Here is a 25,870-nt window from a genome sequence, read left to right as displayed (position 1 = left end):
GACTCAGCAAGGTCCAATGGGCGGCTTAGCGCAACGCGAGCAGCCCGTGGACCAACGGCTGCAACGCCAGGCCATTGACCTGTTTGACCTGTTCAATCATCGCTGCCGGCCAGCACTGCAGGCCCAGGCACGCGCCCACCATGGCGCCGAGGATCGCCGCAATGGTGTCGGTGTCGCCCCCCAGGCTGGCGGCCAGGCACAGGGCCTCGAAGGCCGTCATATCGCCCGACGCCACTTGCTGCGCGAGGGCAAACGACACCACCACCGATTCCTGGGACGCCACCGAAGTACCGATCAACTCATAGAGCAGGTCAGCGAACAGCGCCTTGTCACCGCTGCCGACGCTCAAGGTGCGCGCCCAACTGATGCGGGTGGAAACACGCCCACCGGCAATCCAGTGGCCGTGGCCTTCGGCCTGCTGGGCAATCTGGACGCCGATGTTGAGCGCTTCCCCAAGGTCCACGCCGTTGATGCCGGCCGAGACCACCGCCGCGACCGCCGCAGCACTGGAGATACCCAGGCTGGTGTTATGGGTGACCTGGCACGCCTGGATCACGGCCTGAATAAAGTGCGCCGGGTCGCTGACATCGGCGGCGATACCGACGGGGGTGATGCGCATCGCCGCGCCATTGGTGGTGCCATAGCGCCCGGATTCCTCCGGGGTGTGGCCGGCGAGGATCATGTCGATTGCGCGTTTGGTCGATGGGCCGAGCAAATCCTGGGAGCCCTTGGCGCGCATCACCGCCTCCCAGTCGATCAAGCGCTGGGCGAGCACGCTCGGTTCGATCTTGCCTTGACCGTCCACCAGCAACTGCGCCACCAGAATGGCCTGCTCGGTGTCATCGGTGATAGAGCCGGCGGGCATGTTCGGCGCGATGGGTTGGTCGGCATCGGCAGCTTGCAACGTGGTAATCGCACCGAAGCGTGCCCGGACCTGCTCACGGCTCAGCGACTGGGTGGGCATGCCCAAGGCATCCCCCAGGGCCAGGCCATAGAAAGCGCCAAGCGCACGATTGGCCGGGGTCATTTTGAAGCTCCAAATTGCAGGTGCAAACGAAAGTGCAGAGGGTCGAGCAGGCTTTCGACATACTCCATAAAGCGCTCGCGACGATCGTAAGTCGTGCGCGATGCCTTGAGAAACACCGTGCCAATAGGGCGCCCAAGCAACTCGGCGTCTTCATCGCTCAGCGGCTCGGCACCGATCCACTGGTCACCTTCGGCGCCTACATAGCCATAGGCCGCCAGGGTGATGGTCAGGGAGTTGTCGATCAAGCCGATACGAGGCAGGCTTTCCAAGCCACCGGAGGCCGGCATCAGCGAGCGCTCCAGGGACACCGCAGTGCCGTCGGCCGTACGCCGGCGACGGTCGAGGGCAATGAATTGGTCGCAGCCGAAACGGCTGAGCAAGTCCGGCCGGGTGACCGCTTCAAGGCGCAGGACATCGGTGGTCACCCGCGCACCGGTATCCGCCAGGGCCTGGGCCCAGCCGCTGCGTTGGTCCAGCACCATACCGTCAAAGGTGACGATGGAACCCACGCCGCTCTGGGTGGCGATGTAGTTGCGGCGTTTGAGCTCGGCAAGCGCTTCACGCAGCGTGCCACGGCTGACCGCAAACTCCTCGGCCAACTGGTGTTCGCCCGGCAACAGGAAACCGTCGGCCATCACCCCACCCTCGATACGGCGGATGAGCTCGTCGACGACGCGTTTTTTCTTATCAAATCGAACATGTCTAATCATGTACAAATTGATAACCGAAAGCGTCCGATCTCAGCAAGCAAATTATTTCAGGAGGTGAAATAAACGGCCTCAGGGCTCCAGGCCAATGGGGAAAAACTCCCCGCCGCTCCATACTCCAAGCCAGTTCTGACCGTTGATCGGACGGCTCACCGCCAACTCCACCAATTGGTAGAACACGTTGCGGTGAACGAGGGCTTCAAGGTTGGTGCGTACCCGCAGATAGGGGGCAGGCTCCTGAGTGACGGAATCGACCACCACCCGCAGCGGGTGTTCGAGGCCCGCCTCGATCTGCTCATCGACGTTGGAAGTGAAGCGCAGTACCTGGTTTTCGCCCTCGCCTTCAACGTCCAGGGTAACTGCCACAAACGGCGCATCATCGACGGTGATGCCGACCTTTTCTACCGGGGTAATCAGGAAATAATCATCGCCGTCGCGGCGAATGATAGTGGAGAACATTTTGACCATCGGCTTTCGCCCGATGGGCGTGCCCTGATAAAACCAGGTGCCGTCGCGGGCGATGCGCATATCGATGTGGCCACAGAAATCCGGGTTCCACAAATGCACAGGTGCCGGCCCCTTGCCCTTGGGCAGTTGGGCCAATAGATCATTGGCCTTGGCGGAATCGGTCATGGGGGGCTCCTCTGCTTTACTGATCACTCATGCCCAGCAAACCTCGAGCATACTGCGCCAAGGGGCGGGCAATCAGATCTTGCGGCTTGTTATCGTGGAACGTCAGTAAACCGCCACGACTGCGAATACGTGCAGTATCAATCAAATACTGGGTGCTGGTCTCGATCAGCATGATCTGGATCACGCCGCTGTCCAGGCCCAAGCGGTCCAGGGCTTGTTGGTCGGTCCACTCATCGGCGTTGCCGATACGGTCATCGGCCGCGGCGAAGCGGCAATACAGCAAGTAGTGAGCGCCTGCCCCACGGGCTTCGGCCATGGCCTGCTCGAGCCCCTCAGGCTGACGGGCGCGCCGCACCATCGGGAAATATTCGACGAAGCCGTTGAACGCTTCCTCGGCCACCACATTAGGTCGCGGATAGGCGCTGCCCGGCGGTACGAAGGCGCCTTGGGCAATAAAGACAAATGAGTCCGGCTGTATGCGAACCGAAGCCGTACGACGGGTATCGCTGTGGTCGAGCAACCCGGCGTCGCTCATCTGATAGCGGGTGCCTTCGGCCATATCGCTGACGGTCATGCAGCCACTCAGGGCCAACGACGCCAGCAGCAAAACCAGACTACGCATCCTAATCCTCCAGAAGCCGGTGACGGAAAACCGGCGAATGGGCACCTGATGCAGGTTCTGCGCCAGCTTGGGCTAGCCGCCGATGATCTTCATGATCGTCGCACCGCCGGAGAAGGCCACTTCCTGTTTGTCGCCCAGGGCTTTGACCAGCAAGCCCTGCAGGGCCGGCAATGCCTGGTGACGCGGTTGATCGAGCAAGTCACCCACGTAGTGACGATTACTCGACGACAGGCAGCCATGCAGCCAACCGGTGGAGGACAGCCGCAAGCGCGAACAGGTACGGCAGAACGGTACGCTTTCGTTGGCGATCACCCCAAAGAAGCCTCGGCCTGGGACTTCGTAGCGCACCGCCGTGGCATCGACAGGCGCACTGGCTTGCAGGTACTCGTGATGTTCACCGATCAGGCTGAGCAGTTGTTGCAGGCTGACGAATTGCTGCAGGAACGCGTTGGAATCTTTTGCCAAGTGCCCCATGCGCATCAGTTCGATAAAACGCAGCTCATAGCCGCGCTCCAGGCAGTAATCGAGCAGCGGCATCACCTGGTCCAGGTTCTGGCCGCGCAACGGCACCATATTGACCTTGATCTTGATCCCGGCAGCGCGGGCCTGCTCCATACCATCCAGCACGGTCGCCAGGTCTCCGCCACGGGCGATGCTGCGGAAAGCGTCGGCGTCCAGGGTGTCGAGGGAGACGTTGATCCGACGAATGCCGGCCTCCACCAGCAACGGCAGTTTGCGCGCCAGCAGTTGGCCGTTGGTGGTCAGGCTGATGTCACTGAGCCCCATTTGCCCCACCGCGCCCATGAAGGCTTCCAGTTTGGGGCTGACCAACGGCTCGCCGCCGGTGATACGCAAGCGTTCGATACCGGCCGCTTCGATCAGGTAAGCCACACCCCGAGCCATGGCCTCGGCCGAGAGTTCGTCCTGGGCAGCCACCAGCCGCTTGCCGTTGGGCACGCAGTAGGTACACGCATAATTGCAGGCTGAGGTCAGGCTGATCCGCAAATTGCGAAACCGCCTGCCTTGACGATCAACGATCATGGATCACTCCGGCAGAGGACAATTCAAACGCTCCAAAAGCTGACCTATAAATCAGTTTTTAGCAAGATCCTTGCCTGAGTATATTCCTCAGGTAACGCACCTGGCAGAAAATCATTGCGCCATCATTGCGGTGAATGACTTACGTTGCGGGGGTTTCGTCGCTCTTCGATTCAGCGCTTGGCAGTTCGGCACTGTGCTTGCGCTTGTTGCCCATGCGTACGCCGATGTCCATCAGGAATTGGAAGAAACCTTCCTGATCTTCCAACACGTTGCTCCAGAACGGCGAGTGATACAGGGCCACAGCGCCATGCACCAAAGCCCAGGCAGCGCAGTAATGGAAATACGGTGGAACGTCTTCGAGCTTGCCTTCACTGATGCGGCCCTTGATCAGCAAGGTCAGGCGTTCGAAGTTCGAGGCGCGGATCTTGTGCAGTTCCTCGACCATTTCCGGCACCTGGTGACCTTTAACCACCTTCTCTTCCAGGCGATCGAACAGGCGGTAGCGCTGCGGGTCACGCATACGAAACTCGAAATACGCCCGGGACAGGGCTTCTTTGTCCTTGTCGACATCGGCCGAATGCAGCAACTCGTTCAAGTCGCGCTCGTAATCCAGCATCAGGCGCAGATAGATCTCGGCCTTGGACTTGAAGTGCTTGTAGATCGTGCCTTTGCCGATACCCACGGCATCCGCGATCATCTCGACGGTGACGCTGTCTTCACCTTGTTCGAGGAACAGCTTGAGTGCAGTGTCGAGAATTTCCTGCTCACGGCGGCGAAACTCACGGACCTTACGGGGTTCTTTGTGCATGAGGAAGAGGTCTGCAGAGGTCGGAATAGGGAGGGTTACGCATGGCCATGGATACGAGGCGATACGATTTACCCGATGCGAGGGATTATCCCGACTGAACGGTCGTTGGGCAACGTCTATGTGAACCCGTCACGCACTTAACTTTCAGTACACCAACGTTTTCATCGATATCAGTCAGAAATAATACGCAACATCTGCAACTGCCCATCCGCTCAATGAGAACTCAAGCGAAGCGCGCGTATTCCAAATCTGTTTAAAAAACGACCAGATATGACTGGACTGAATGGGATACTGATCAATACTTGAACTGTCGGCGTGACATCTCCCCCAAGTGAAGCGCCGACCTGGGTACCGACGGACTGTGTGCCCTTGTTTTACTCCTAATGGTCTTAGCCCGGATTCACCCCCCAGAACCCGGGTTTTTTTTGCCTGCGATTTGGCGGCTCTACCCAGCGACATGCGCCAGCGGGAACAGGCGCTTGAAGTTCTCGGTCGTCTGCTGCGCGAAGCGTTCGTATGACTCACCGCGCAGCATCGCCAGGTAATCCGCCACATCGCGCACATATTCCGGCAGGTTGGGCTTGCCGCGATGGGGAATGGGCGCCAGGTACGGCGAGTCGGTTTCCACCAGCAGGCGATCTGCCGGCACCTGGCGGGCCACATCGCGCAGGGCATCGGCATTGCGGAAGGTGACGATACCCGACAAGGAAATATAGAACCCCAGGTCCAGGGCGGCCTTGGCCATTTCCCAATCCTCGGTGAAACAGTGCAACACGCCGGCCTGGGGCAGCGCGGCTTCGCGCAATAGCGTGAGGGTATCGGCACGCGCACCACGGGTATGGACGATCACTGGTTTGCCGGTTTGCTGGGCAGCTTGCAGGTGCAGGCGGAACGAGGCTTGCTGCAAGTCGGCGGCTTCGGGCTCGTAGTGGTAATCCAGGCCGGTTTCGCCAATGGCCACCACGCGCGGGTGGTTGAGTTCGGCCAACAGCCAATCGAGGGCCGGGGCTTCGCCAGGCTTGAGGTCCAATGGGTGGATACCCACCGAACAGTCCACATCGGCATAGCGATCAGCGAGGGTTTTGACGTCGGCGGCGTTTTCGGCACTGACGCCGATACACAGGAAGTGCCCTACCCCGCGCTGGCGCGCTGCCTCAAGGGCGGCGTCGAGGGAACCACCATGTTGGGCAAGGTCCAGGCGATCAAGGTGGCAATGGGAATCTACGAGCATAGGAAAGTACGACTTAAGTCACGGAAAGTGTCTGGCCAACGATACACCCGTCGACCACGGAAATTAACGACGGCCGAGCAGGCCAACCCACTGCACCAGCAGCGCTTCAAGCAACAGCACGCGGTTGAGGTTGGCTTTGCCGAGCACCTTCTGGCGCTGGGCGAGAATCCAGTCCTGAATAGTCAGCACTTTGTCCTGGGCGCTTTTCTGCGCCAGGTATTGCACGACCTTGCGCATATCCGGCAGGCCCAGGCCACCTTCATCCTGGGTCAACTGGTAACGCAGGATCAGGCTCGACCAGTCACAGAACCAATCGAACAGCAGCAGCAGCGGGATGTCCTTCCAGGCGCTTTCGGCCAGTTGCGTGGCGGACAGTTCTTGCTTGAGCAACTTCTTCACGCCATCGACGACCAGCGCACGCTGCTCGCGCACCCCTTGGGCTTGCAGCTTGACCGCCGCCAAGGGTGAACCGGCCGCCAGGGTCAGTAATTCAACCCGTTCGTCAGCGGAGCATTCCGGCAAAGCCTGCGCCAGCCACTGCAGGCTCATGGCCTCGCTCGGCAATGGGCAAGCCTGTTGCACGCAGCGGCTGCGGATGGTCGGCAACAGGCGGCTGGATTGATGGCTCACCAGCAACAACACGGTATCGCCGGAAGGCTCCTCAAGGCTTTTGAGCAAGGCGTTGGCGGCATTGATGTTCATCGCCTCCACCGGCTCGATCAGCACCACCTTGCGGCCCCCCATCTGCGCGGTCTGCACCACGAAGCTGACGAGATCACGCACCTGGTCGACCTTGATCGCCTTGTCCGCCTCCTCAGGCTCCAGTAAATAGTTGTCCGGGTGACTACCGGCCTTGAGCAGCAGGCAGGACTTGCACTCGCCACAGGCTTCCAGATTGACGGGGCGCTGGCACAGCAAGCTGGCCATCAGGCGTTCAGCGAGGGCGCGTTTACCGATCCCCATTGGCCCGTGCAGCAGATAGGCATGGGCGTGCTGGGCACGGCCGGCCAGTTGCTGCCAGAGGCTGTCCTGCCACGGGTAGGACTCAGCCACGGGCGCGCTCCAGCAGTTTGGGCAACAGGGCATCGATGGCCTGCTGCACTTGAGCCAACGGCTGGGCGGCGTCCAACAGGGAATAACGCGCAGGCTCAGCCTCGGCACGCTTGAGGAACGCGGTGCGTACCGCGTCGAAAAATGCCCGGCCTTCCAGCTCGAAGCGATCCAGACGACCGCGGGCGCTGGCGCGAGCCATCCCCACTTCCACCGGCAGGTCGAACAGCAGGGTCAGATCCGGGCGCACATCACCCTGCACGAACGTTTCCAGGGTGGCGATGCGCTCCAGGGACAACCCCCGGCCACCGCCCTGGTAGGCGTAGGTGGAATCAGTGAAACGGTCACAAATCACCACGGCACCCCGCGCCAGGGCTGGGCGAATCACTTCGGCCAAGTGTTGGGCGCGTGCGGCAAACACCAGCAGCAGCTCAGTGTCCGGATTCATCTGCTCGTCACCCGGAGCCAAGAGGACTTCGCGAATCCGCTCGGCCAGCGGCGTCCCGCCCGGTTCACGGGTCAGCACCACTTCGATGCCCTCGGCACGCAGGCGCTCGGCCAGATAATCGCGGTTCGTGCTTTTGCCGGCGCCTTCCGGGCCTTCCAAGGTAATAAACAAGCCAGTCACAGGCAGTCCTTAGTCAGAGTCATTGCGGGCTTTGCGGCGCGGGGCTGTCCGGCGCGGGCTCGACCGGAGCATCAGCAGGCGGCGCAGCGTCGTCCAGCGGTTTCACCACCGGTGCCGGGCTGGAGCGGTAATCGGCGCGACGCTTGAGCTGAAACTCACGTACGGCGGCATTATGCGCATCCAGGTCATCGGAAAAAATATGGCTGCCGTCGCCCCGTGCGACGAAATACAGGCTGCTTCCCGGCACGGGGTTCAGCGCCGCATGGATCGCTTCGCGCCCGACCATCGCGATGGGTGTCGGTGGCAGGCCGGCAATCATGTAGGTGTTGTAGGGGTTCGCTTCCTTGAGGTGGGCGCGGGTCAACTTGCCGTTGTAGCGCTCACCCAGGCCGTAGATCACCGTTGGGTCGGTCTGCAGCAGCATGCCGATCTTCAGGCGGCGCACGAACACACCGGCAATCTGCCCGCGCTCTTCCGGCACGCCGGTCTCTTTTTCCACCAAAGAAGCCATGATCAGCGCTTGATAAGGGTCGGTGTACGGCGCATCGGCGGACCGCTTGCTCCACTCCTGGGCGAGCACATCGTCCAGCCGGTTGTAGGCTTTTTTCAGGAAGTCGACGTCAGTCATGCCACGTACAAACCGGTAGGTATCGGGAAAGAATCGCCCCTCAGGGAACACCCCCGAGTGACCCAGCTTATCCATGACTTCGCTGTCGCTGAGGCCCGCAAGGGTCTGCACGATCTTTTCATGCTTGGCCAGGGCCGAACGTACCTGGCGGAAATTCCAACCTTCCACCAAGGTCAGGCTGTACTGCACCACTTCGCCACGCTGCCACAGGCCTATCAAGCCTTGGGCCGTGAGGCCGGGCGTCAGGCGATACTCACCGCTATGCAGTGGTTGGCCCTCCAGGTTGAAGCGCCAGTAGAGACGCAGCCAGAAGGCGTCATCGAGCACACCCTCGGCTTCCAAGCGATTGAAGGTACCGGTCGGCGTTGCCCCGGCCGGGACATCAAGCAATTGTTCCTGCGTCAGATTCAAGGGCTGCTTCAAGGCAGAGTCGAGCTTCCAGGCGGAAAAACCCAGCAGCAAACCTGCCGAGATCAGGCTGATCAGCAGCAATAAAACCAATTTTCGTATCAACTCAAACTTCCAATAATGCGCGAACAATGCCCTGCAGTTTACGGGTGAGCGGGCCAACCGACCAGCTCATCGCAGCGCATCCACGCACCGGCCAAATGCCATAAACGCTGTTGCAGACGAAGACCTCATCGGCCTGTTGCAACTGCTCAAGGCTGATGTCGGCCACGGCTACCGGGACGCCCAGCCCATGTGCCAGGGCCAGTATCTCGCCGCGCATCACGCCGGCCACGCCGCAACGATTCAGATCAGCGGTTAGTAACAAGCCGTTGCGCACCAGGAACAGGTTGCTGAAGACACCTTCGATCACACGACCGGACATATCCAGCATCAAGCCTTCGGCGTGCTCGGAATCTTGCCATTCAGCGCGCGCGATCACTTGTTCGAGGCGGTTGAGGTGCTTGAGACCCGCCAGCAGCGGCTGCTCGGCCAAGCGGGTGGCGCATGGAAACAGACGAATGCCGTCAGTGCCATGGGCGATGGGATAGGTGGCGGGCGGACTGCCCTGCAAGATGCGGCGCACCGGGGCGCCGGGGTTGATGCCATAACCGCGCAGGCTGTCGCCGCGGGTCAGGATCAACTTGAGGACACCGTCGCCGAGGGCGGCGGCAAAGCGGAGCACTTCACTGCGAACCAGTACGTGATCCACAACAAACGCAAGGCGCCTGCAACCCTCCTCAAGGCGCTGCAGGTGACGGTCGAGCAGCACGGGCTGCCCGCCCCTCACGGCGATGGTCTCGAACAGACCGTCGCCGTACGCCAGGCCACGGTCTTTCAGGGGCACGCTGTCCGCTGGCTGACCGTCGACCCAGCGGTGCATCACTCGGCGAACCGGCGGAACACCAGGGAGCCGTTGGTCCCCCCGAAACCGAACGAGTTGGAGATCACCACATCAATCGGCATCGGCTGGGCTTCGTGAGGCACGAAGTTCAGGTCACAGCCTTCGTCCGGCTCATCGAGGTTGATGGTCGGCGGAGCGACCTGGTCCTTGATGGCCATTACACTGAAGATCGCCTCGACCGCGCCGGCCGCACCCAACAGGTGACCGGTCATGGACTTGGTGGAACTGACCGCCAGGTTGTAGGCGTGCTCGCCGAACACCGACTTGATGGCCTCGGCTTCCGCCAGGTCGCCGGTCGGGGTCGAGGTGCCGTGGGCGTTGATGTACTGCACCTGGCTGGGGTTGACCTTCGCGTCGCGCAGGGCATTGGTGATGCAACGCGCAGCACCGGCACCGTCGGACGGTGGCGAAGTCATGTGGTAGGCGTCGCCGCTCATGCCAAAGCCGATCAGCTCGGCGTAGATGGTCGCTCCACGCGCCTTGGCGTGCTCCAACTCTTCCAGTACCAGCGCGCCGGCACCGTCGGAGAGTACGAAACCGTCACGGCCCTTGTCCCATGGACGGCTGGCACGGGTCGGTTCGTCATTGCGGGTCGACAGCGCGCGGGACGCGCCAAAGCCGCCCATGCCCAGACCACAGGCCGCCATTTCGGCGCCACCGGCGATCATCACGTCAGCTTCGTCGTAGGCGATGTTGCGTGCCGCCATGCCGATGCAGTGCGTACCCGTGGTACACGCCGTGGCAATGGCGTAGTTGGGCCCCTGTGCACCCAAGTGGATGGACAGGAAACCGGAAATCATGTTGATGATCGAGCCCGGCACGAAGAACGGTGAAATTCGACGGGGGCCGGAATCATGCAGCGTGCGGCTGGTTTCTTCGATATTGGTCAAACCGCCAATACCCGAACCCATGGCTACGCCGATGCGCTCACGGTTGGCGTCGGTGACTTCCAGGCCGGCGTTACGCACTGCCTGAAAACCGGCTGCCAGGCCGTATTGAATGAACAGGTCGAGTTTGCGGGACTCCTTGACCGAGAGATATTCCTCGACATTGAAGCCCTTTACCGAGCCGCCAAAACGGGTGGAATAGGCAGAAAGGTCCGTGTGTTCGATCAGACCAATACCACTGTGGCCAGCCAGAATGCCCTGCCAACTGCTCGGCACATCCGTGCCCAGTGGCGACAACATACCCATACCGGTGACTACGACGCGTCTACGCGACACAGCACTCTCCTTTTTCTTGATGACGACACTTTGCTTCAACGCTCACTTTTCATCAGGGCTAAAGAAAAAACCGCACGCCGTTACAGCAGTGCGGTTTTTCCCTGACAGCAAGCGACGACTACAAACTATTACGCCTGGTGGCTAGTAACGTAGTCGATAGCAGCTTGAACAGTAGTGATTTTTTCAGCTTCTTCGTCCGGGATTTCGGTCTCGAATTCCTCTTCCAGAGCCATCACCAGCTCAACGGTGTCAAGGGAATCGGCACCCAGGTCTTCTACGAAGGAAGCAGTGTTGACCACTTCTTCTTCTTTGACGCCCAGTTGCTCGGCAACGATTTTCTTGACGCGCTCTTCGATGGTGCTCATACCTTGTTTAACTCCTAATGGACAAATTCAGGCAGCTGGCCAGTGGGTAAGTGTATAGAAAGCCTTTTCAGCTTTTCAACTGAAAGCTTCACCCTGTACCCGGTCGGCCACCTGTCTATAAATTAAGTTGCAGCTTTATAACGGATTTTAGACAGCTCGTATGACATTTTTTTGAAGCGATCCGTCACAATTTAACTCATGTACATCCCGCCGTTAACCGGGATTGTAGCCCCAGTCACGTATGCCGCACCGTCGGATGCCAGGAAAGTGACCACATTCGCGATCTCTTGAGCCTGGCCCAGACGGCCCAGCGGAATCTGCGTCAGCAACGCCTCACGCTGTGCCTCGGGCAGTTCGCGGGTCATATCGGTGTCGATGAACCCTGGAGCCACCGAGTTGACCGTAATCGACCGCGAGCCGACTTCACGCGCCAGTGCACGGCTGAAACCTTCCAGACCGGCCTTGGCGGCGGCGTAGTTTACTTGGCCTGCGTTGCCCATGGCACCCACTACGGAGCCAATATTGATAATTCGGCCCCAACGCGCCTTGGTCATGCCGCGCAAAACACCCTTGGACAGGCGAAACAGACTGTTCAAGTTGGTGTCGACCACGTCGTACCACTCGTCGTCTTTCATGCGCATCATCAGGTTGTCGCGGGTGATACCGGCGTTGTTGACCAGAATCGCCGGCGCGCCGAACTGCGCGGTAATCTCGGCCAGCACAGCGGCAACGGACTCATCGCTGGTCACATTCAGCTCAAGACCTGTGCCCTGAACGCCGTTTTCCTTCAGGGTCGCGGCGATACGCTCGGCGCCCGAAGCGGAAGTGGCAGTACCGATGACAACGGCGCCCTGACGGCCCAGCTCCAGGGCGATCGCCTGGCCAATGCCACGGCTTGCGCCGGTGACCAGTGCAACTTTACCTTGCAGACTCATGCAGGCTTCTCCTAAGTTCAGAATCGGGATCAAGCGTTCAGGCCAGTGCCGCGCGGGCGGCAGCGAAGGCATCCGGGGTATTGAGGTTCGCGGTCGACACACCGTCGGCGCAGCGCTTGTTCAAGCCAGCCAGGACCTTGCCCGGGCCGCACTCGACCAGCTCAGTGGCGCCATTGGCGGCCAGGGTCTGGACCGACTCAACCCAGCGTACCGGCTTGTAGAGCTGCTCCAGCAGGTCGCGCTTGAGCGTTTCAAGATCCAATGCAACCGCTGCGCTGACGTTCTGCACCAGCGGGATCTGCGGTGCCTGCCAGTTGATCGCAGCGATGGACTCGGCAAACCGCTCGGCCGCCGGGCGCATCAGCTCGCAGTGCGACGGCACGCTCACCGGCAATGGCAAGGCACGCTTGGCACCACGGGCCTTGCAGCCTTCGATGGCACGATCAACCGCCGCCTTGGCGCCGGCGATCACCACCTGGCCAGGGGAGTTGAAGTTCACCGCACTGACCACCTCGCCTTGTGCCGCTTCGGCGCAGGCTTGGATCACCACTGCGTCGTCCAAGCCCAGGATAGCAGCCATACCGCCCTGCCCTGCCGGAACGGCCTCCTGCATCAACTGGCCACGACGCTCGACCAGCTTGACCGCTTCACCGAGGGTCAGGCTGCCCGCCGCCACCAGGGCGCTGTATTCACCCAGGCTGTGACCGGCCACAAATGCAGGGCGGGCGCCGCCTTCCGCCAGCCACAAGCGCCACAGGGCGATCGAAGCGGTCAGGATGGCCGGCTGGGTTTTATCGGTTTGATTGAGTTGCTCTTCCGGCCCTTGCTGGGTCAGTGCCCACAGGTCGTAACCCAGGGCGTCGGAGGCTTCCTTGAAAGTTTCCAGGATCAGCGGATATTGCGCGCCCAGCTCGGCCAACATGCCGAGGGACTGCGAACCCTGCCCTGGAAAGACGAATGCGAGGGATGTAGACATGTAACAAGCCCCTAATGATCGGGTCGTCAAAAATGGTCGCTCCCGATCTTGAGATGAATCCCAAGGGTGGGAGCGCACGAAACTGACAGATTGGATGGTCAATTGAACTGGCCGGTCACATTTAAGCACTCCCGAGCCAATTCGCCTAAGGCAACAGATCCTCAAGACGGCCGTGCAAGCGTTGCGGCAGATTTTCCTGGATCTCGATCAGGGCCCGCGCAATCGCACTCTGAAAGCCCTCCACACCTGCCGAGCCGTGGCTCTTGACTACAATGCCCTGCAGGCCCAGGAAGCTCGCCCCGTTATGCCGTGCGGGCGCCAGGTCAGCCTGCAACCGGCGCATCAGCGGCAGCGCCAAGCCCCCTACCAGACGCGACGCCAGGTTGCGTTTGAACAAAGCCTCGATACGCGCGGCAATCATGGTCGCCAGCCCTTCACTGGACTTGAGCAGGATATTGCCGACAAATCCGTCACACACCACCACATCCGCCTCACCACGATACAAGCCGTCACCTTCGACGAAGCCGATGTAGTTCAAACCCCGCGCGCCCTGCAACAACGTGGCGGCGAGCTTGACCTGCTGATTGCCCTTGATGTCTTCGGTTCCGATATTCAGCAAGGCCACCCGTGGCCGAGCCACGCCCAGCGCTTCGGCGGCCACCGAGCCCATCACGGCGAACTGGAACAGATGCTCGGCACTGCAATCGACGTTGGCGCCCAGGTCCAGCAACTGGCAGTAGCCGTTCTGCGTAGGAATCGCCGCCACCATCGCCGGTCGGTCAATGCCTGGGAGGGTCTTGAGCACATGCCGCGACAACGCCATCAATGCGCCGGTATTGCCCGCACTGACACACGCCTGCACCTTGCCATCACGCAACAGCTCCAGGGCCACCCGCATTGAAGAGTCGGGCTTGCCACGCAGGGCCGCAGCCGGCTTTTCATCCATACTGATGGCTTCGCTGGCCGGCGTAATCGTCAGGCGCGCGCGATCCACCGCCGGATGGCTGGCAATCAATTCTTCAAGAAGGGAGGGTTGACCGACAAGGGTCAGGTGCAGCGAGGGCGTTGCAGACAGGCTGGCAATGCTGGCCTGAACAATGCTGCGGGGACCGAAGTCCCCGCCCATTGCGTCAATCGCGATGACTTGAGCAGACAAGTGATTACTCGTCAGCGCCCTTGTCGATCACTTTACGGCCACGGTATACGCCTTCTGGCGATACGTGGTGACGCAGGTGAATTTCACCAGTGGTCTTTTCTACGGACAGAGTGCTTGCCGTCAGGGCGTCGTGCGAACGACGCATGTCACGGGCAGAGCGGGATTTTTTGTTCTGCTGAACAGCCATAATTGATTAACTCCTAAACGTTTGGGTCACGCTTTAACTGCGCCAATACACTGAACGGGTTGGACCGCGTTACCTCGTCCTCGCTCGGTTCGGGCTCGTCATCGAGGCCCGCCGGCTGCTGGCATTCTTCCGGATGATGAGCAGGCACAATGGGCAAGGCGAGCAGAAGCTCCTCCTCGATCAGTGCATGCAGATCCAAAGGATCTTCGCCCAGTTCCAGCACGTCATAACCTTTCGGCAACGACTGGGTATTCGCACCCTCCTTCACCACAGCATAACTGCACTCGCTGTGGATCGGCAGGGTGACCAGCTCAAGACAACGCTGGCAAACCATTTTGACCTCGGTGTCGATAAAGCTGTGGATTACCACAGATTTACGTTCATCTCGTTCAAAAACAAATTTGGCCTGCACCGTACCGACAGTGTCGGAAAGCGGGTCGCAGAGTCTCTCCAAATCGGCCAGCGGCAATTCACCTTGAAGGGAAGTGCCACGATCTGCCAATTTGCGCGGGTCAACGTGAGGTGGAATCGGGTCATTCAACATAGGCGCAGCATTATAGGGATGCACCCAGCCATGTCAAAGGAAATTCAGCCCTGTGCGTCAGCCGGTCGCCCGGCTAGAATCTGCGGCTGCCTTGAGGAGACGTCCATGCTGCCTTTATTACTCGCATCCAGCTCGGTTTATCGCCGGGAATTGCTGAGCCGCCTGCACTTGCCGTTCACCTGCAGCTCGCCGGATATCGACGAAAGCCACCACCCGGATGAATCGGCCGTTGAGCTGGTCAAGCGCCTGGCCGAACAAAAGGCCCGCGCCCTCGCCGCCAGCCATCCTGGGCATTTGATTATCGGTTCGGACCAGGTGGCCGCACTTGAAGGGCGGATCATCGGCAAGCCGCATACAGTCGAGAATGCCCGCGAGCAACTGCTGGCGGCCAGCGGAAAACGTGTGAGCTTCCTCACCGGGCTGGCACTGCTGAACAGCGAGACAGGGCATTGCCAGGTCGACTGCGTGCCGTTCACCGTGCACATGCGCGAGCTGGACGTGGAACGCATTGAGCGCTACCTGCGGATCGAGCAACCGTATGACTGCGCCGGCAGCTTCAAGGCTGAAGGGCTGGGCGTGAGTCTGTTTCAGAGTACTGAAGGACCGGATGCGACCAGCCTTGTTGGGCTACCGCTGATTCGACTGGTGGATATGCTCCTGGCCGAAGGCGCACAAATCCCTTAGGCCCACCACGAAATCAACTGTGGGAGCGGGCTTGCTCGCGAAGGCGATGAATCAGCCAAATCTTCAGTGACTGACACTCCGCATTCGCGAGCAAGCCCGCTCCCACATCTTGAACTGCGTCAGAGCCGAGACATCAGCGCAGCGTCGGGCCCTGGAAGCCCATGTACAAGGCCAGCTTCTCAGCCACACTGGCACCAAGCTTCTTGGAGAAACGATCGAACGGCGATTCCTCAACCGTAAAATCCACCAACTCTTTCTCGCCAATCACATCCCGCGCCACCGAACTGGCACTGCCCAGGCCATCGATCAAGCCCAGCGGCAACGCCTGCTCGCCCGACCAGACCAGCCCGGAGAACAGCTCCGGATGGTCTTTATCCTTCAGCCGATCGCCACGCCCCTGCTTCACGCTGGCAATGAACTGACGATGGGTCGTGTCCAGGACGCCTTGCCAGAACTGGGTTTCATCGGCCTTTTGCGGCTGGAAGGGGTCAAGGAACGACTTGTGCTCACCCGAGGTGTAGGTGCGACGCTCAACCCCCAGTTTCTCCATGGTGCCGACAAAACCATAACCCGCCGCCGTCACGCCAATGGAACCGACCAGGCTGGCCTTATCGGCGTAGATCTGGTCAGCAGCGCTGGCAATGTAATAGGCACCCGAGGCACCCAGGTCAGAAATCACGGCGTAGAGCTTGGTATCCGGGTGCAGCGCCCGCAGGCGGCGAATTTCGTCGTACACATAGCCCGACTGCACAGGGCTGCCGCCCGGACTGTTGATGCGCAGGATCACGGCCTTGACCTTGGTGTCTTCAAACGCGGCGCGCAGGCTGCTGACGATATTGTCGGCGCTGGCGGACTCCTTGTCGGCAATCACTCCGCGCACGTCGATCAAGGCAGTGTAGTGAGCGCCACGGGTGGCACTTTTTTCCATATCCATCAGCGGACTGAACAGCGCCAGCATGCCGAGCAGATAAACGAAGGTCAGCAATTTGAAGAAAATCCCCCAGCGCCGCGAACGACGTTGTTCCTGAACGCTGGCCAGCAGGGTCTTCTCCAGCAGTTTCCAGCTTTTATCATCACTGCTTTCAGCCTTTTCGGGCGCTTTCCACTCGTCACTCATGCCATTAACCCCAGCAAAGACTTATTGAGCCCGGCTGAGCCAGGCTTGCAGTTCGGAAAAATGATCAATCGTCAGCCTGGGCTCGTACTGCTGCAACACTTGGGCGGACTGAGCGCCATAGCTGACCGCCACGCTGTCCATACCGGCGTTGCGCGCCATCATCAGGTCGAAGGACGCGTCCCCCACCATCAATGCCTGGCGCGGCGCGGCGCCGCAATGAGCCAGGATCTGCTCCAACATCAGAGGATGGGGCTTGCTGGCGGTTTCATCCGCTGCACGGGTAATGTCGAAATAATCTTCCCAACCGTGGGCCTTGAGCACCCGATCCAGCCCGCGACGGGCCTTGCCGGTGGCCACGGCGAGGTGATACCCCTCGGCGCGGAACACCTCCAGGGATTGCCGCACGCCATCGAACAGCGGCGAAGGCTCAGCTTCGAGGGCGATGTAGTGATCGGCGTAATGCTGCCGAAACGCTATCAGTTGGTCGTCGTCGATGTCCGGGTACAGGGTGCGGATGGCTTCAGGCAAACCCAGACCGATGATGCCCTTGACCGCCAGGTCGCTGCACAACTCGAAGCCAGAACGGGTCGACGCCACGTGCATCGATTCGACAATCCGACCAATGGAGTTGGCCAGCGTCCCGTCCCAATCGAAGATCAGCAGCTTGTAGTCAAGGTGCGACACTCAAACGCTCCACGGTCTTGGCCCACATCTCATCGACAGGGGCCTGCAGCTTCAGCTCGCCACCGTCTGGCAGCGGCACCGTCAGCATGTAGGCATGCAGGAACAGGCGCTTGCCGCCCAAGTCGCGAATTTCCTTGGAGAAATCCTCGTCGCCATACTTGGTATCGCCCGCGATGCAATGACCGGCATGCAAGGTGTGCACGCGAATCTGGTGCGTACGCCCGGTCACCGGCTTGGCCTCGACCAGGGTGGCGAAGTCGCCGAAGCGGCGCAGAACCTTGAACAGGGTCAGGGCCTCTTTACCCTCCTCGTCCACTTCCACCATGCGTTCGCCGGAACGCAGGTTGCTCTTCTGCAACGGCGCGCGGACGCTCTTGATGGAGCTGGCCCAGTGGCCACGCACCAAGGCCATGTAGCGCTTGTCCACGCCATCGCCACGCAGGGCGGTGTGCAGGTGGCGCAACATACTGCGCTTCTTGGCGATCATCAAAAGGCCAGAGGTATCCCGGTCCAGGCGGTGGACCAGCTCCAGTTCCTTGGCATCCGGGCGCAACTGGCGGAAAGCTTCGATCACACCGAAGTTCAGGCCGCTGCCACCGTGGACCGCAATGCCGCACGGTTTGTTGATCACGATCAGCTTGCTGTCTTCGTAGACAATGGACGCCTCCAGGCGCTGCAACAGGCCCTGGGCCAGCGGCACGGGCTCGTCACGCTCAGGCACGCGCACAGGCGGCACACGGACGATATCGCCCGCCTGCAGCTTGTACTCAGGCTTGATGCGCCCCTTGTTCACGCGCACTTCGCCTTTACGCAAAATGCGGTAGATCAAGGTCTTGGGCACGCCCTTGAGCCTGGCCAGAAGAAAATTATCGATGCGTTGGCCGGCATATTCCGGCGAGACCTCGAGCAGCTGGACGCTGGGGGTCTGGGGGGCGGTATTCGTCATGCCGGCGATGATAACAATTTTTTATGGAATTGAAGCACTTAATCATTGCTGCTATAGTCGCGAACGCCGCCAAAAGCGGCCTGGACAGAGGATTAGCGGCAAACTGCCGGCCCTGACCATCGCAATTCATCAGGACGCGAGGCCGTCCTACGGGGCTTTCGCCACCCTGGAAGGCTCGAGATTGTAACAAGCGCAGGTGACATGAGGCCTGAAGCGAGCGCAGAAAGCAGAGTGAATACTCGCGTTCTGCGCCGATATTTACGGCCAGTTCACAAAGTGCAGTCAGTCTTGAGCCAGACCATGGCGAATGCTTCGGAAACAACGCCTGTTAAGAGCTGAGTGAGAGCGCAGTCGCCCACACCTAGTCTTGTTTAGCCATGAGCGTGGACTCCCCATTGGAGAACACGGTAAATGCCAACCCGCTGCGGATTCTGCGCGCGGCAGCACCCGAATTATCAGGGATACGTGTAGGGTGGAGATGCACAACCGTCGGACCGTGTAGCACTAGGCTTATATTTAGACGCTTCATCTCGTCCACAGTCGCCGGTTGATTCCTCCTCCTGACCTTAGCTTTTGTTGAAGTGGTGCCTTTGTCACCACCGCTAACAAGCAGGACGCGTCCGTCGCGATACCGGCCCAATTGGCCGATTTTGCTGGACACTGGAGTGGCCAACCACTCTTGACGCACCTGACACCGACCGTGAGAAGTCGTGTGTGCCGAACGCCGTTTCCGGCAGCCCGGAAACCGACGGTACAACATGAAAAGAATGCTGATTAACGCAACTCAACCCGAAGAGTTGCGTGTTGCACTGGTAGATGGCCAACGCCTCTACGACCTGGACATCGAATCCGGTGCACGCGAGCAAAAGAAGGCCAACATCTATAAAGGCCGTATTACTCGCATCGAACCAAGCCTTGAGGCTGCCTTTGTCGACTTCGGCTCCGAGCGCCACGGCTTCCTGCCCCTCAAAGAAATCTCCCGCGAATACTTCAAGAAAGCCCCTGAAGGCCGCGTGAACATCAAGGACGTCCTGAGCGAAGGCCAGGAAGTCATCGTCCAGGTCGAAAAAGAAGAACGTGGCAACAAGGGCGCAGCCCTGACCACCTTCATCAGCCTGGCCGGTCGTTACCTGGTGCTGATGCCGAACAACCCACGTGCCGGCGGCATTTCCCGTCGCATCGAAGGCGAAGAGCGCAACGAACTGCGTGAAGCGCTCAACGGCCTGATCGCACCGGCCGACATGGGCCTGATCGTGCGCACTGCCGGCCTGGGCCGCAGCAGCGAAGAAATGCAGTGGGACCTCGACTACCTGCTGCAACTGTGGACCGCTATCAAAGAAGCGTCCCTGGATCGTTCCGCGCCGTTCCTGATCTACCAGGAAAGCAACGTCATCATCCGCGCCATCCGCGACTACCTGCGCCAGGACATCGGCGAAGTGCTGATCGACAGCGTTGAAGCCCAGGACGAAGCCCTGACCTTCATCCGCCAGGTGATGCCGCAGTACGCCAGCAAGATCAAGCTGTACGAAGACAGCGTGCCGCTGTTCAACCGTTTCCAGATCGAAAGCCAGATCGAGACCGCCTTCCAGCGCGTGGTCGAACTGCCTTCCGGCGGCTCCATCGTGATCGACCCGACCGAAGCCCTGGTGTCCATCGACATCAACTCGGCGCGCGCCACGAAAGGTAGCGACATCGAAGAAACCGCCCTGCAGACCAACCTGGAAGCGGCTGAAGAAATCGCCCGCCAACTGCGCCTGCGTGATATCGGCGGCCTGATCGTCATCGACTTCATCGACATGACCCCAGCCAAGAACCAGCGCGCCGTGGAAGAGAAAGTCCGCGAATGCCTGGAAGCTGACCGCGCTCGCGTGCAAGTCGGCCGCATCTCGCGCTTCGGCCTGCTGGAAATGTCCCGTCAACGCCTGCGTCCATCCCTGGGCGAGAGCAGCGGCATCGTCTGCCCGCGTTGCAACGGCACCGGCATCATCCGTGACGTTGAATCGCTGTCCCTGGCGATCCTGCGCCTGATCGAAGAAGAAGCCCTGAAAGACCGCACCGCCGAAGTCCGCGCCCAAGTGCCGATTCCGGTTGCAGCGTTCCTGCTCAACGAAAAACGCAACTCGATCACCAAGATCGAACTGCGCACCCGTGCCCGCATCGTCATCCTGCCGAACGACCACCTCGAGACGCCACATTTCGAAGTGCAGCGCCTGCGTGATGACAGCCCGGAAGCCCACAGCGGCCAGTCCAGCTACGAAATCGCCGCTGCTGCCGCTGAAGTGGAAGAAGTCCAGCCAGCCGCTGCGACCCGCACGCTGGTTCGCCAGGAAGCTGCTGTGAAGACCGCGCCGGCGCGTGCCAACGCACCGGTTCCAACTGAAGTCGCCGCTCCAGTTGCCGCACCAGCCGCCATGCCTGAGCCAAGCCTGTTCAAGGGCCTGGTCAAGTCGCTGGTCAGCCTGTTCGCCACCAAGGAAGAGCCTGCGGCACCGGTTGTGGTCGAAAAACCCGCCACCGAGCGCCCAGCCCGCAACGAAGAACGCCGCAACGGCCGCCAGCAAAGCCGTAACCGCAACGGTCGCCGTGACGAAGAGCGCAAGCCTCGTGAAGAACGTGCGCCACGTGAAGAGCGTGCGCCTCGCGAAGCCCGTGAAGACACACCAACCGTAGCCCGTGAAGAACGTGCACCGCGTGAAGAGCGTGCACCTCGCACACCTCGCGCCCCGCGTGAAGATCGCAAGCCACGTGGCGAGCGCGAAGAGCGCGTGCGTGAACTGCGTGAGCCACTGGACGCCGCGCCAGCCGTTGCGGCCGTTGCGGCCGTTGCAGCCGCAGCAGCCACCAGCGAAGAACGCCCGGCGCGTCAGCCGCGTGAAGAGCGCGCACCTCGTGAAGAGCGTCAGCCACGCCCGCCACGCGAAGAGCGTCAACCTCGTGCCGAGCAAGCCGCTGCCAGTGAAGAAGAAGTACTGACCGGCGAAGAGCAACTGCAGGAAGACGGCCAGGACAACGCCGAAGGCGATCGCCCACGCCGTCGCTCCCGTGGTCAGCGTCGTCGCAGCAACCGTCGCGAGCGTCAACGCGACGCCAACGGCAACGTGATCGAAGGCTCCGAAGAAGCCGGCGAAAACGCAGAAGCGGCTACCCACGAACCAACCGCTGCCGAACTGGCTGCCGGCCTGGCCGTCACTGCTGCCGTTGCCAGCTCGGTTATCAGCGCACCTGCTGAAGCCCAGGCTCACGAACAGGCCGAACGCGCTACCGCCGCCGTTGAAGAAACAGTTGCAGTAGAAGCACCGGTTGTCGAAACCCCAGTGGTTGAGACCCCAGCTGTTGAAGCGCCAGTCGTCGAAGCCATTACCCCTATCGAAGCCCCAGTGGTTCCGGAAGTGGAAGTTGCACCGGTTCGCGAAACCCAGCCTGAAGTCGAAGTCGCTGCTGCTGAACCAGCACCGACGGTCGAGCCTCAGCCTGTGGTTGAAGTGGCCGTGGTTGACGCCGTGGTTGTCGAAGCTGCCCCGGCAGTGCGTGAAGTTCGCGAAGAACAGACCGCCTTCCAGTGGACTGCCGAACCTGCCGCCCCCGCCGAAGAAGCACCAGCCCCCGTGGTAGAAGAGGCGCCAGCCCCGGTTGCCGAAGTGGTTGAAGCACCGGTTGTGGTTGCCGAGCCTGCACCCGTGGTTGAAGCGCCTGTGGTTGCCGAAGTGGCGGCCCCTGTGGTTGAGGCGGCTCCTGCCAGCGCCCTGACCGAAAACGGCCGTGCGCCGAATGACCCACGTGAAGTGCGTCGTCGTCGCAAGGAAGCTGAAGCTGCCGCCGCTGCTGCCGCTGCTGCACCGCCCGCTGTCGAAGCCACCCCGGTACCCGCCCCGGTTGCCGAGACCGTGGTTGAGCACAAGGCCCTGGAAGCAGAGCACGAGCCTAAACCCCTCGTCTGATTCCACCCGCCACTAAAAAGCCCCGCCTGAGTGATCAGGCGGGGCTTTTTTGATTCAGAGCTTTCACTTCGGTGTTCGCCTCGGTTTTCGAATTATTCGACGTGCGGGAAGCAAAAGAAGGCTGCTCAACAGGAGGGGTGAACACACAGGTGCTCATTAAGTACGAAGCCGTAAACTCCCACGATCAGACTCAACGCAAGGCAGTATCGGAAAAGCTACCGCCATTTGTAGGCCCATTAACCTCTGCCCCTCGCAAGCTACTGGGCACGTCAACGTCCCATAACACGCCAGGATCCAGCACATTCACAGGCACGACTCGAAAAGAAGCAAACAAAGACTTTGCCCCTACATCCCCAGACAACCCCATCAGCGCTTGAGCGCAGCCACTTCCAAAAGCCACTGGATGCCCATACCGCCCGGCATGGACGGGTACCCGAATACGACTCACGGCCAGCCCAGCAACCACACTTTCAATACTGGAAGTCAATATAAACGGCATATCCCCCAGCACCACCAGCCAGCCATCCGCCGAGCCACTGGCCGCAACCGCCGCGGCAATACTGTCCCCCATGCCGGCCGAGTGCAGCAGCAAGACTTGGCAGCCATAAGCCTGCGCCAATCGGATAACCTCGGTGCGCTCCGGGGAGGTCACTAACCAGCGCTCGACAACACGCGCAGGCAAATTCAGAAGCACCTGCTCGATCACCGGTCGCACAACCCCATCCAGGCCCACACAATCAGCCAGCAGCTTGTCCTGATCCATCCCGGCTTCAGCCCGGAAACGACTGCCCTGCCCCGCCGCCAGCACAATGGCCGTGACATTCACTGCGCCACCTCCGCCAACGGCTTTTTCTGCATCGGTGCCACGCCATTCTTGATCGCCACAATTTCAGCCATCAACGACAACGCAATCTCCGCTGGTGTATGACTGCCGATATGCAAACCAATCGGCCCATGCAAACGTGCAATGACCTGCGCAGACAAACCCAGCGCCGCCAGGTTCTCCCGGCGCTTCTGGGTGTTGACTCGCGACCCCAGGGCGCCGATATAGAACGCCGTGGAGTTCAGCGCCGTCAGCAACGCCATGTCATCCAGGCGCGGATCGTGGGTCAGGCACACGATCGCCGTGCGTTCATCGGTGTGGATATTCAACACCGCCTCATCGGGCATGCCCGGCACAAAGCGGCCGTGCTGTTCTTCCCAGCCGTAAACGAACTCTTGGCGCGGGTCGCAGATCAGTACTTCGAAATCCAGCAGCCGCGCCATTTCCGCCACATAGCGTGATAACTGCCCGGCACCGATCAACAACAGGCGCCAGCGCGGGCCGTAAATGGCCCGCAAGCGTTCACCGTCAAAGCTCACCACATCGTTCTTGCTCGCACTCCTGAGGGTCACCTCGCCTGTGGCCAGGTTCAACTCGCGCGCGACAACCTGATGGTCTTCACAGCGTGCCAGCAACTGCGCGACCCACTCCCAGTCATCCACCCGCTCTTCGGTCAGACGCAACGTGCCGCCGCAAGGCAGGCCAAAACGCGCCGCCTCATCGCGGGTGACGCCATAGGTCACTAACTGCACCGGCGGCCCATCGTCCGCCAGCCGACCATCTTGCAGGCGGGCAATCAAGTCATCTTCGATGCACCCCCCGGACACGGAGCCAATCACCACCCCGTCGCCCCGCAAGGCCAGCATCGCCCCCGGAGGCCGCGGTGCACTGCCCCAGGTCTGGACCACGCTATACAACACCACTCGTTGCCCGGCACGACGCCATTCCAGCACGCTGCGCAGGACATTCAGATCCACGCTATCCATCAAACCTCCTGCTGGCGTTGCGGATGAAACATTTATTCACTGTAAATCAAAAGACGCCAAAAGTGGCCGGGCAGAAACGCAAACGCCCCGAACCAGTCGGGGCGTTTGCAGGTGGCTCGGGCGTCAGTTCACGCCAGCCGCACCTTACTTGATGGCAGCAGGAGCAGGGCCTTCGGCCACGCCCAGGTCATCTTCCGGACGCGTGTCGGAGATACCGGTACCGCCGGACGCCAGCTCGCTGTGCAGCTTGTCGGTGTCCAGTTCCTTGACCCACTTGGCCACAACAATGGTCGCGACCGCGTTACCGACCAGGTTGGTCAATGCACGGGCTTCGGACATGAAGCGGTCGATACCCAGGATCAGCGCCAGGCCGGCAACCGGCAGGTGGCCTACGGCCGACAGGGTTGCAGCCAGTACGATGAAGCCCGAACCGGTCACGCCTGCAGCGCCTTTGGAGGACAACAGCAGCACCAGCAGCAGGGTGATCTGGTGGGTGATGTCCATGTGGGTGTCAGTCGCCTGGGCGATGAACACGGCAGCCATGGTCAGGTAGATCGAAGTACCGTCGAGGTTGAAGGAGTAGCCTGTTGGGATCACCAGGCCGACTACGGATTTCTTCGCGCCCAGGCGCTCCATCTTGATCAGCATGCGTGGCAGTGCGGACTCGGAGGACGAAGTACCCAGAACGATCAACAGCTCTTCACGGATGTAACGAACCAGCTTCAACACACTGAAACCGTGCGCGCGGCAGATGGCGCCCAGCACCACCACGACGAACAGCACGCAGGTGATGTAGAAGCAGATCATCAACTGGCCCAGTTGCACCAGAGAACCTACACCGTAGGCACCGATGGTGAACGCCATGGCGCCCAAGGCACCGATTGGCGCGAGCTTCATGATCATGTTGATGATGTTGAACATCACGTGGGCGAAGCGATCGATGAAGTCCAGGACCGGCTTGCCATAGGCACCCAGGCGATGCAGGGCGAAACCGAAGATCACCGAGAACATCAGCACTTGCAGGATATCGCCGTTAGCAAATGCGCCGACGATGGTGTTCGGGATCACGTTGAGGATGAAGCCGACCACGCTCTGGTCTGCACCGGCCGTCACGTAGGCAGCGACTTTGGACGCGTCCAGGGTCGCGACGTCGATGTGCATGCCGGCGCCCGGTTGCACAACGTTGACCACGACCAGGCCGATCAGCAGGGCGATGGTGGAAACGACTTCGAAGTACAGCAGCGCATAGCCACCGGTTTTACCGACCGATTTCATGCTTTGCATGCCAGCGATGCCACTGACAACGGTGCAGAAGATGATCGGGGCGATGACCATTTTGATCAGCTTGATAAAGCCGTCACCCAGTGGCTTGAGGGCCACGCCGGTCTGCGGGTAGAAGTGACCGAGCAAAATACCGATAACGATTGCAACGATCACCTGGAAATACAGGGATTTGTACAGTGGCTGACGAGTCGTCATTGCAAAGTTCCTCAATCGCACCGTGTGGCAAATATCCGCCATTGCCCACGACACTTGAATTGCGAACCCTCCTGCACTGGAGGGATTTGTTGTTGGCGAAG

At 60.6% G+C, this 25,870-nt stretch carries 26 protein-coding genes; 2 read left to right on the top strand and 24 right to left on the bottom strand.

Features of this window, described 5'->3' with window-relative positions:
* Positions 1-25 precede the first annotated feature (25 nt).
* From M5B43_RS11030 to M5B43_RS10945, 18 genes are all read right to left on the bottom strand, one after another.
* Positions 26-1,027, bottom strand: coding sequence for an ADP-ribosylglycohydrolase family protein (locus tag M5B43_RS11030; protein ID WP_248750133.1), 1,002 nt, complete (start codon positions 1,025-1,027; stop codon positions 26-28).
* The gene (locus M5B43_RS11025; protein ID WP_248750132.1) at positions 1,024-1,737 is read right to left on the bottom strand and encodes a GntR family transcriptional regulator; all 714 of its coding nucleotides are present in this window, start codon (positions 1,735-1,737) and stop codon (positions 1,024-1,026) included. The genes M5B43_RS11030 and M5B43_RS11025 overlap by 4 nt, the downstream gene beginning before the upstream one ends.
* A gap of 69 nt (positions 1,738-1,806) precedes the next feature.
* Positions 1,807-2,367, bottom strand: coding sequence for a DUF1285 domain-containing protein (locus M5B43_RS11020; protein ID WP_248750131.1), 561 nt, complete (start codon positions 2,365-2,367; stop codon positions 1,807-1,809).
* 16 nt (positions 2,368-2,383) lie between these two features.
* The gene (locus tag M5B43_RS11015; protein WP_248750130.1) at positions 2,384-2,989 is read right to left on the bottom strand and encodes a DUF4823 domain-containing protein; all 606 of its coding nucleotides are present in this window, start codon (positions 2,987-2,989) and stop codon (positions 2,384-2,386) included.
* A gap of 72 nt (positions 2,990-3,061) precedes the next feature.
* The gene (locus M5B43_RS11010; RefSeq protein WP_248750129.1) at positions 3,062-4,030 is read right to left on the bottom strand and encodes a radical SAM protein; all 969 of its coding nucleotides are present in this window, start codon (positions 4,028-4,030) and stop codon (positions 3,062-3,064) included.
* 139 nt (positions 4,031-4,169) lie between these two features.
* Positions 4,170-4,838, bottom strand: coding sequence for a TetR/AcrR family transcriptional regulator (locus tag M5B43_RS11005; protein ID WP_248750128.1), 669 nt, complete (start codon positions 4,836-4,838; stop codon positions 4,170-4,172).
* Positions 4,839-5,283: 445 nt separating this feature from the next.
* Positions 5,284-6,069 (bottom strand): TatD family hydrolase, encoded by a 786-nt coding sequence (locus M5B43_RS11000; protein WP_248750127.1) that lies wholly within the window; start codon positions 6,067-6,069, stop codon positions 5,284-5,286.
* Positions 6,070-6,132: 63 nt separating this feature from the next.
* Positions 6,133-7,122 carry a DNA polymerase III subunit delta' gene (locus M5B43_RS10995; protein WP_248750126.1) on the bottom strand — a complete coding sequence of 330 codons (990 nt, stop codon included), beginning with the start codon at positions 7,120-7,122 and terminating at the stop codon, positions 6,133-6,135.
* Positions 7,115-7,747: a dTMP kinase gene (tmk, locus tag M5B43_RS10990; protein ID WP_248750125.1), complete on the bottom strand. Its 633-nt coding sequence runs from the start codon at positions 7,745-7,747 to the stop codon at positions 7,115-7,117. The genes M5B43_RS10995 and tmk overlap by 8 nt, the downstream gene beginning before the upstream one ends.
* Positions 7,748-7,766: 19 nt before the next feature.
* Complete coding sequence (mltG, locus tag M5B43_RS10985) at positions 7,767-8,888, bottom strand: endolytic transglycosylase MltG (protein ID WP_248750124.1); 1,122 nt, start codon at positions 8,886-8,888, stop codon at positions 7,767-7,769.
* 1 nt (position 8,889) lies between these two features.
* Positions 8,890-9,705, bottom strand: coding sequence for an aminodeoxychorismate lyase (gene pabC, locus M5B43_RS10980; RefSeq protein WP_248750221.1), 816 nt, complete (start codon positions 9,703-9,705; stop codon positions 8,890-8,892).
* Positions 9,705-10,949 carry a beta-ketoacyl-ACP synthase II gene (gene fabF / locus M5B43_RS10975; protein WP_248750123.1) on the bottom strand — a complete coding sequence of 415 codons (1,245 nt, stop codon included), beginning with the start codon at positions 10,947-10,949 and terminating at the stop codon, positions 9,705-9,707. The genes pabC and fabF overlap by 1 nt, the downstream gene beginning before the upstream one ends.
* A 128-nt stretch (positions 10,950-11,077) precedes the next feature.
* Positions 11,078-11,314 (bottom strand): acyl carrier protein, encoded by a 237-nt coding sequence (gene acpP, locus M5B43_RS10970; protein WP_003175607.1) that lies wholly within the window; start codon positions 11,312-11,314, stop codon positions 11,078-11,080.
* A gap of 191 nt (positions 11,315-11,505) precedes the next feature.
* Positions 11,506-12,249, bottom strand: a complete 744-nt coding sequence (fabG, locus tag M5B43_RS10965; protein WP_015885432.1) for a 3-oxoacyl-ACP reductase FabG — start codon at positions 12,247-12,249, stop codon at positions 11,506-11,508.
* Between the two features lie 37 nt (positions 12,250-12,286).
* A complete protein-coding gene (fabD, locus tag M5B43_RS10960; RefSeq protein WP_248750122.1) occupies positions 12,287-13,225 on the bottom strand; it encodes an ACP S-malonyltransferase in 939 nt (312 codons plus the stop codon).
* Between the two features lie 145 nt (positions 13,226-13,370).
* A complete protein-coding gene (plsX, locus tag M5B43_RS10955; RefSeq protein WP_248750121.1) occupies positions 13,371-14,381 on the bottom strand; it encodes a phosphate acyltransferase PlsX in 1,011 nt (336 codons plus the stop codon).
* Between the two features lie 4 nt (positions 14,382-14,385).
* Positions 14,386-14,568: a 50S ribosomal protein L32 gene (gene rpmF / locus M5B43_RS10950; RefSeq protein WP_008152339.1), complete on the bottom strand. Its 183-nt coding sequence runs from the start codon at positions 14,566-14,568 to the stop codon at positions 14,386-14,388.
* Positions 14,569-14,581: 13 nt separating this feature from the next.
* Positions 14,582-15,112, bottom strand: coding sequence for a YceD family protein (locus M5B43_RS10945; protein WP_123718901.1), 531 nt, complete (start codon positions 15,110-15,112; stop codon positions 14,582-14,584).
* Positions 15,113-15,217: 105 nt separating this feature from the next.
* On the opposite strand from M5B43_RS10945, the gene M5B43_RS10940 reads away from it, so the two are divergent.
* On the top strand, positions 15,218-15,796 hold the full coding sequence (locus M5B43_RS10940) for a nucleoside triphosphate pyrophosphatase (protein WP_248750120.1): 579 nt from the start codon (positions 15,218-15,220) through the stop codon (positions 15,794-15,796).
* Between the two features lie 133 nt (positions 15,797-15,929).
* On the opposite strand, the gene M5B43_RS10935 is transcribed toward M5B43_RS10940, so the two are convergent.
* From M5B43_RS10935 to rluC, 3 genes are read right to left on the bottom strand one after another with little or no spacing between them, the layout of a single operon-like run.
* Positions 15,930-16,913 (bottom strand): S49 family peptidase, encoded by a 984-nt coding sequence (locus tag M5B43_RS10935; RefSeq protein WP_248750119.1) that lies wholly within the window; start codon positions 16,911-16,913, stop codon positions 15,930-15,932.
* 21 nt (positions 16,914-16,934) lie between these two features.
* Complete coding sequence (locus M5B43_RS10930) at positions 16,935-17,597, bottom strand: HAD-IA family hydrolase (RefSeq protein ID WP_248750118.1); 663 nt, start codon at positions 17,595-17,597, stop codon at positions 16,935-16,937.
* Positions 17,584-18,543, bottom strand: coding sequence for a 23S rRNA pseudouridine(955/2504/2580) synthase RluC (rluC, locus tag M5B43_RS10925; RefSeq protein WP_248750117.1), 960 nt, complete (start codon positions 18,541-18,543; stop codon positions 17,584-17,586). Before rluC ends, M5B43_RS10930 begins: the two co-directional genes overlap by 14 nt.
* Positions 18,544-19,301: 758 nt before the next feature.
* On the opposite strand from rluC, the gene rne reads away from it, so the two are divergent.
* Positions 19,302-22,481 (top strand): ribonuclease E, encoded by a 3,180-nt coding sequence (gene rne / locus M5B43_RS10920; protein WP_248750116.1) that lies wholly within the window; start codon positions 19,302-19,304, stop codon positions 22,479-22,481.
* 190 nt (positions 22,482-22,671) lie between these two features.
* On the opposite strand, the gene M5B43_RS10915 is transcribed toward rne, so the two are convergent.
* From M5B43_RS10915 to M5B43_RS10905, 3 genes are all read right to left on the bottom strand, one after another.
* On the bottom strand, positions 22,672-23,307 hold the full coding sequence (locus tag M5B43_RS10915; protein ID WP_248750115.1) for a nucleotidyltransferase family protein: 636 nt from the start codon (positions 23,305-23,307) through the stop codon (positions 22,672-22,674).
* Positions 23,304-24,290 carry an XdhC family protein gene (locus M5B43_RS10910; protein ID WP_248750114.1) on the bottom strand — a complete coding sequence of 329 codons (987 nt, stop codon included), beginning with the start codon at positions 24,288-24,290 and terminating at the stop codon, positions 23,304-23,306. The genes M5B43_RS10915 and M5B43_RS10910 overlap by 4 nt, the downstream gene beginning before the upstream one ends.
* Before the next feature lie 144 nt (positions 24,291-24,434).
* A complete protein-coding gene (locus M5B43_RS10905) occupies positions 24,435-25,769 on the bottom strand; it encodes a dicarboxylate/amino acid:cation symporter (protein WP_248750113.1) in 1,335 nt (444 codons plus the stop codon).
* Positions 25,770-25,870 lie beyond the last annotated feature (101 nt).

Source organism: Pseudomonas sp. MWU15-20650, from assembly GCF_023242475.1.
GTDB lineage: Bacteria > Pseudomonadota > Gammaproteobacteria > Pseudomonadales > Pseudomonadaceae > Aquipseudomonas.
The sequence above is the reverse complement of the archived record's forward strand: the minus strand, read 5'-3'. Positions and strand labels throughout refer to the sequence as shown.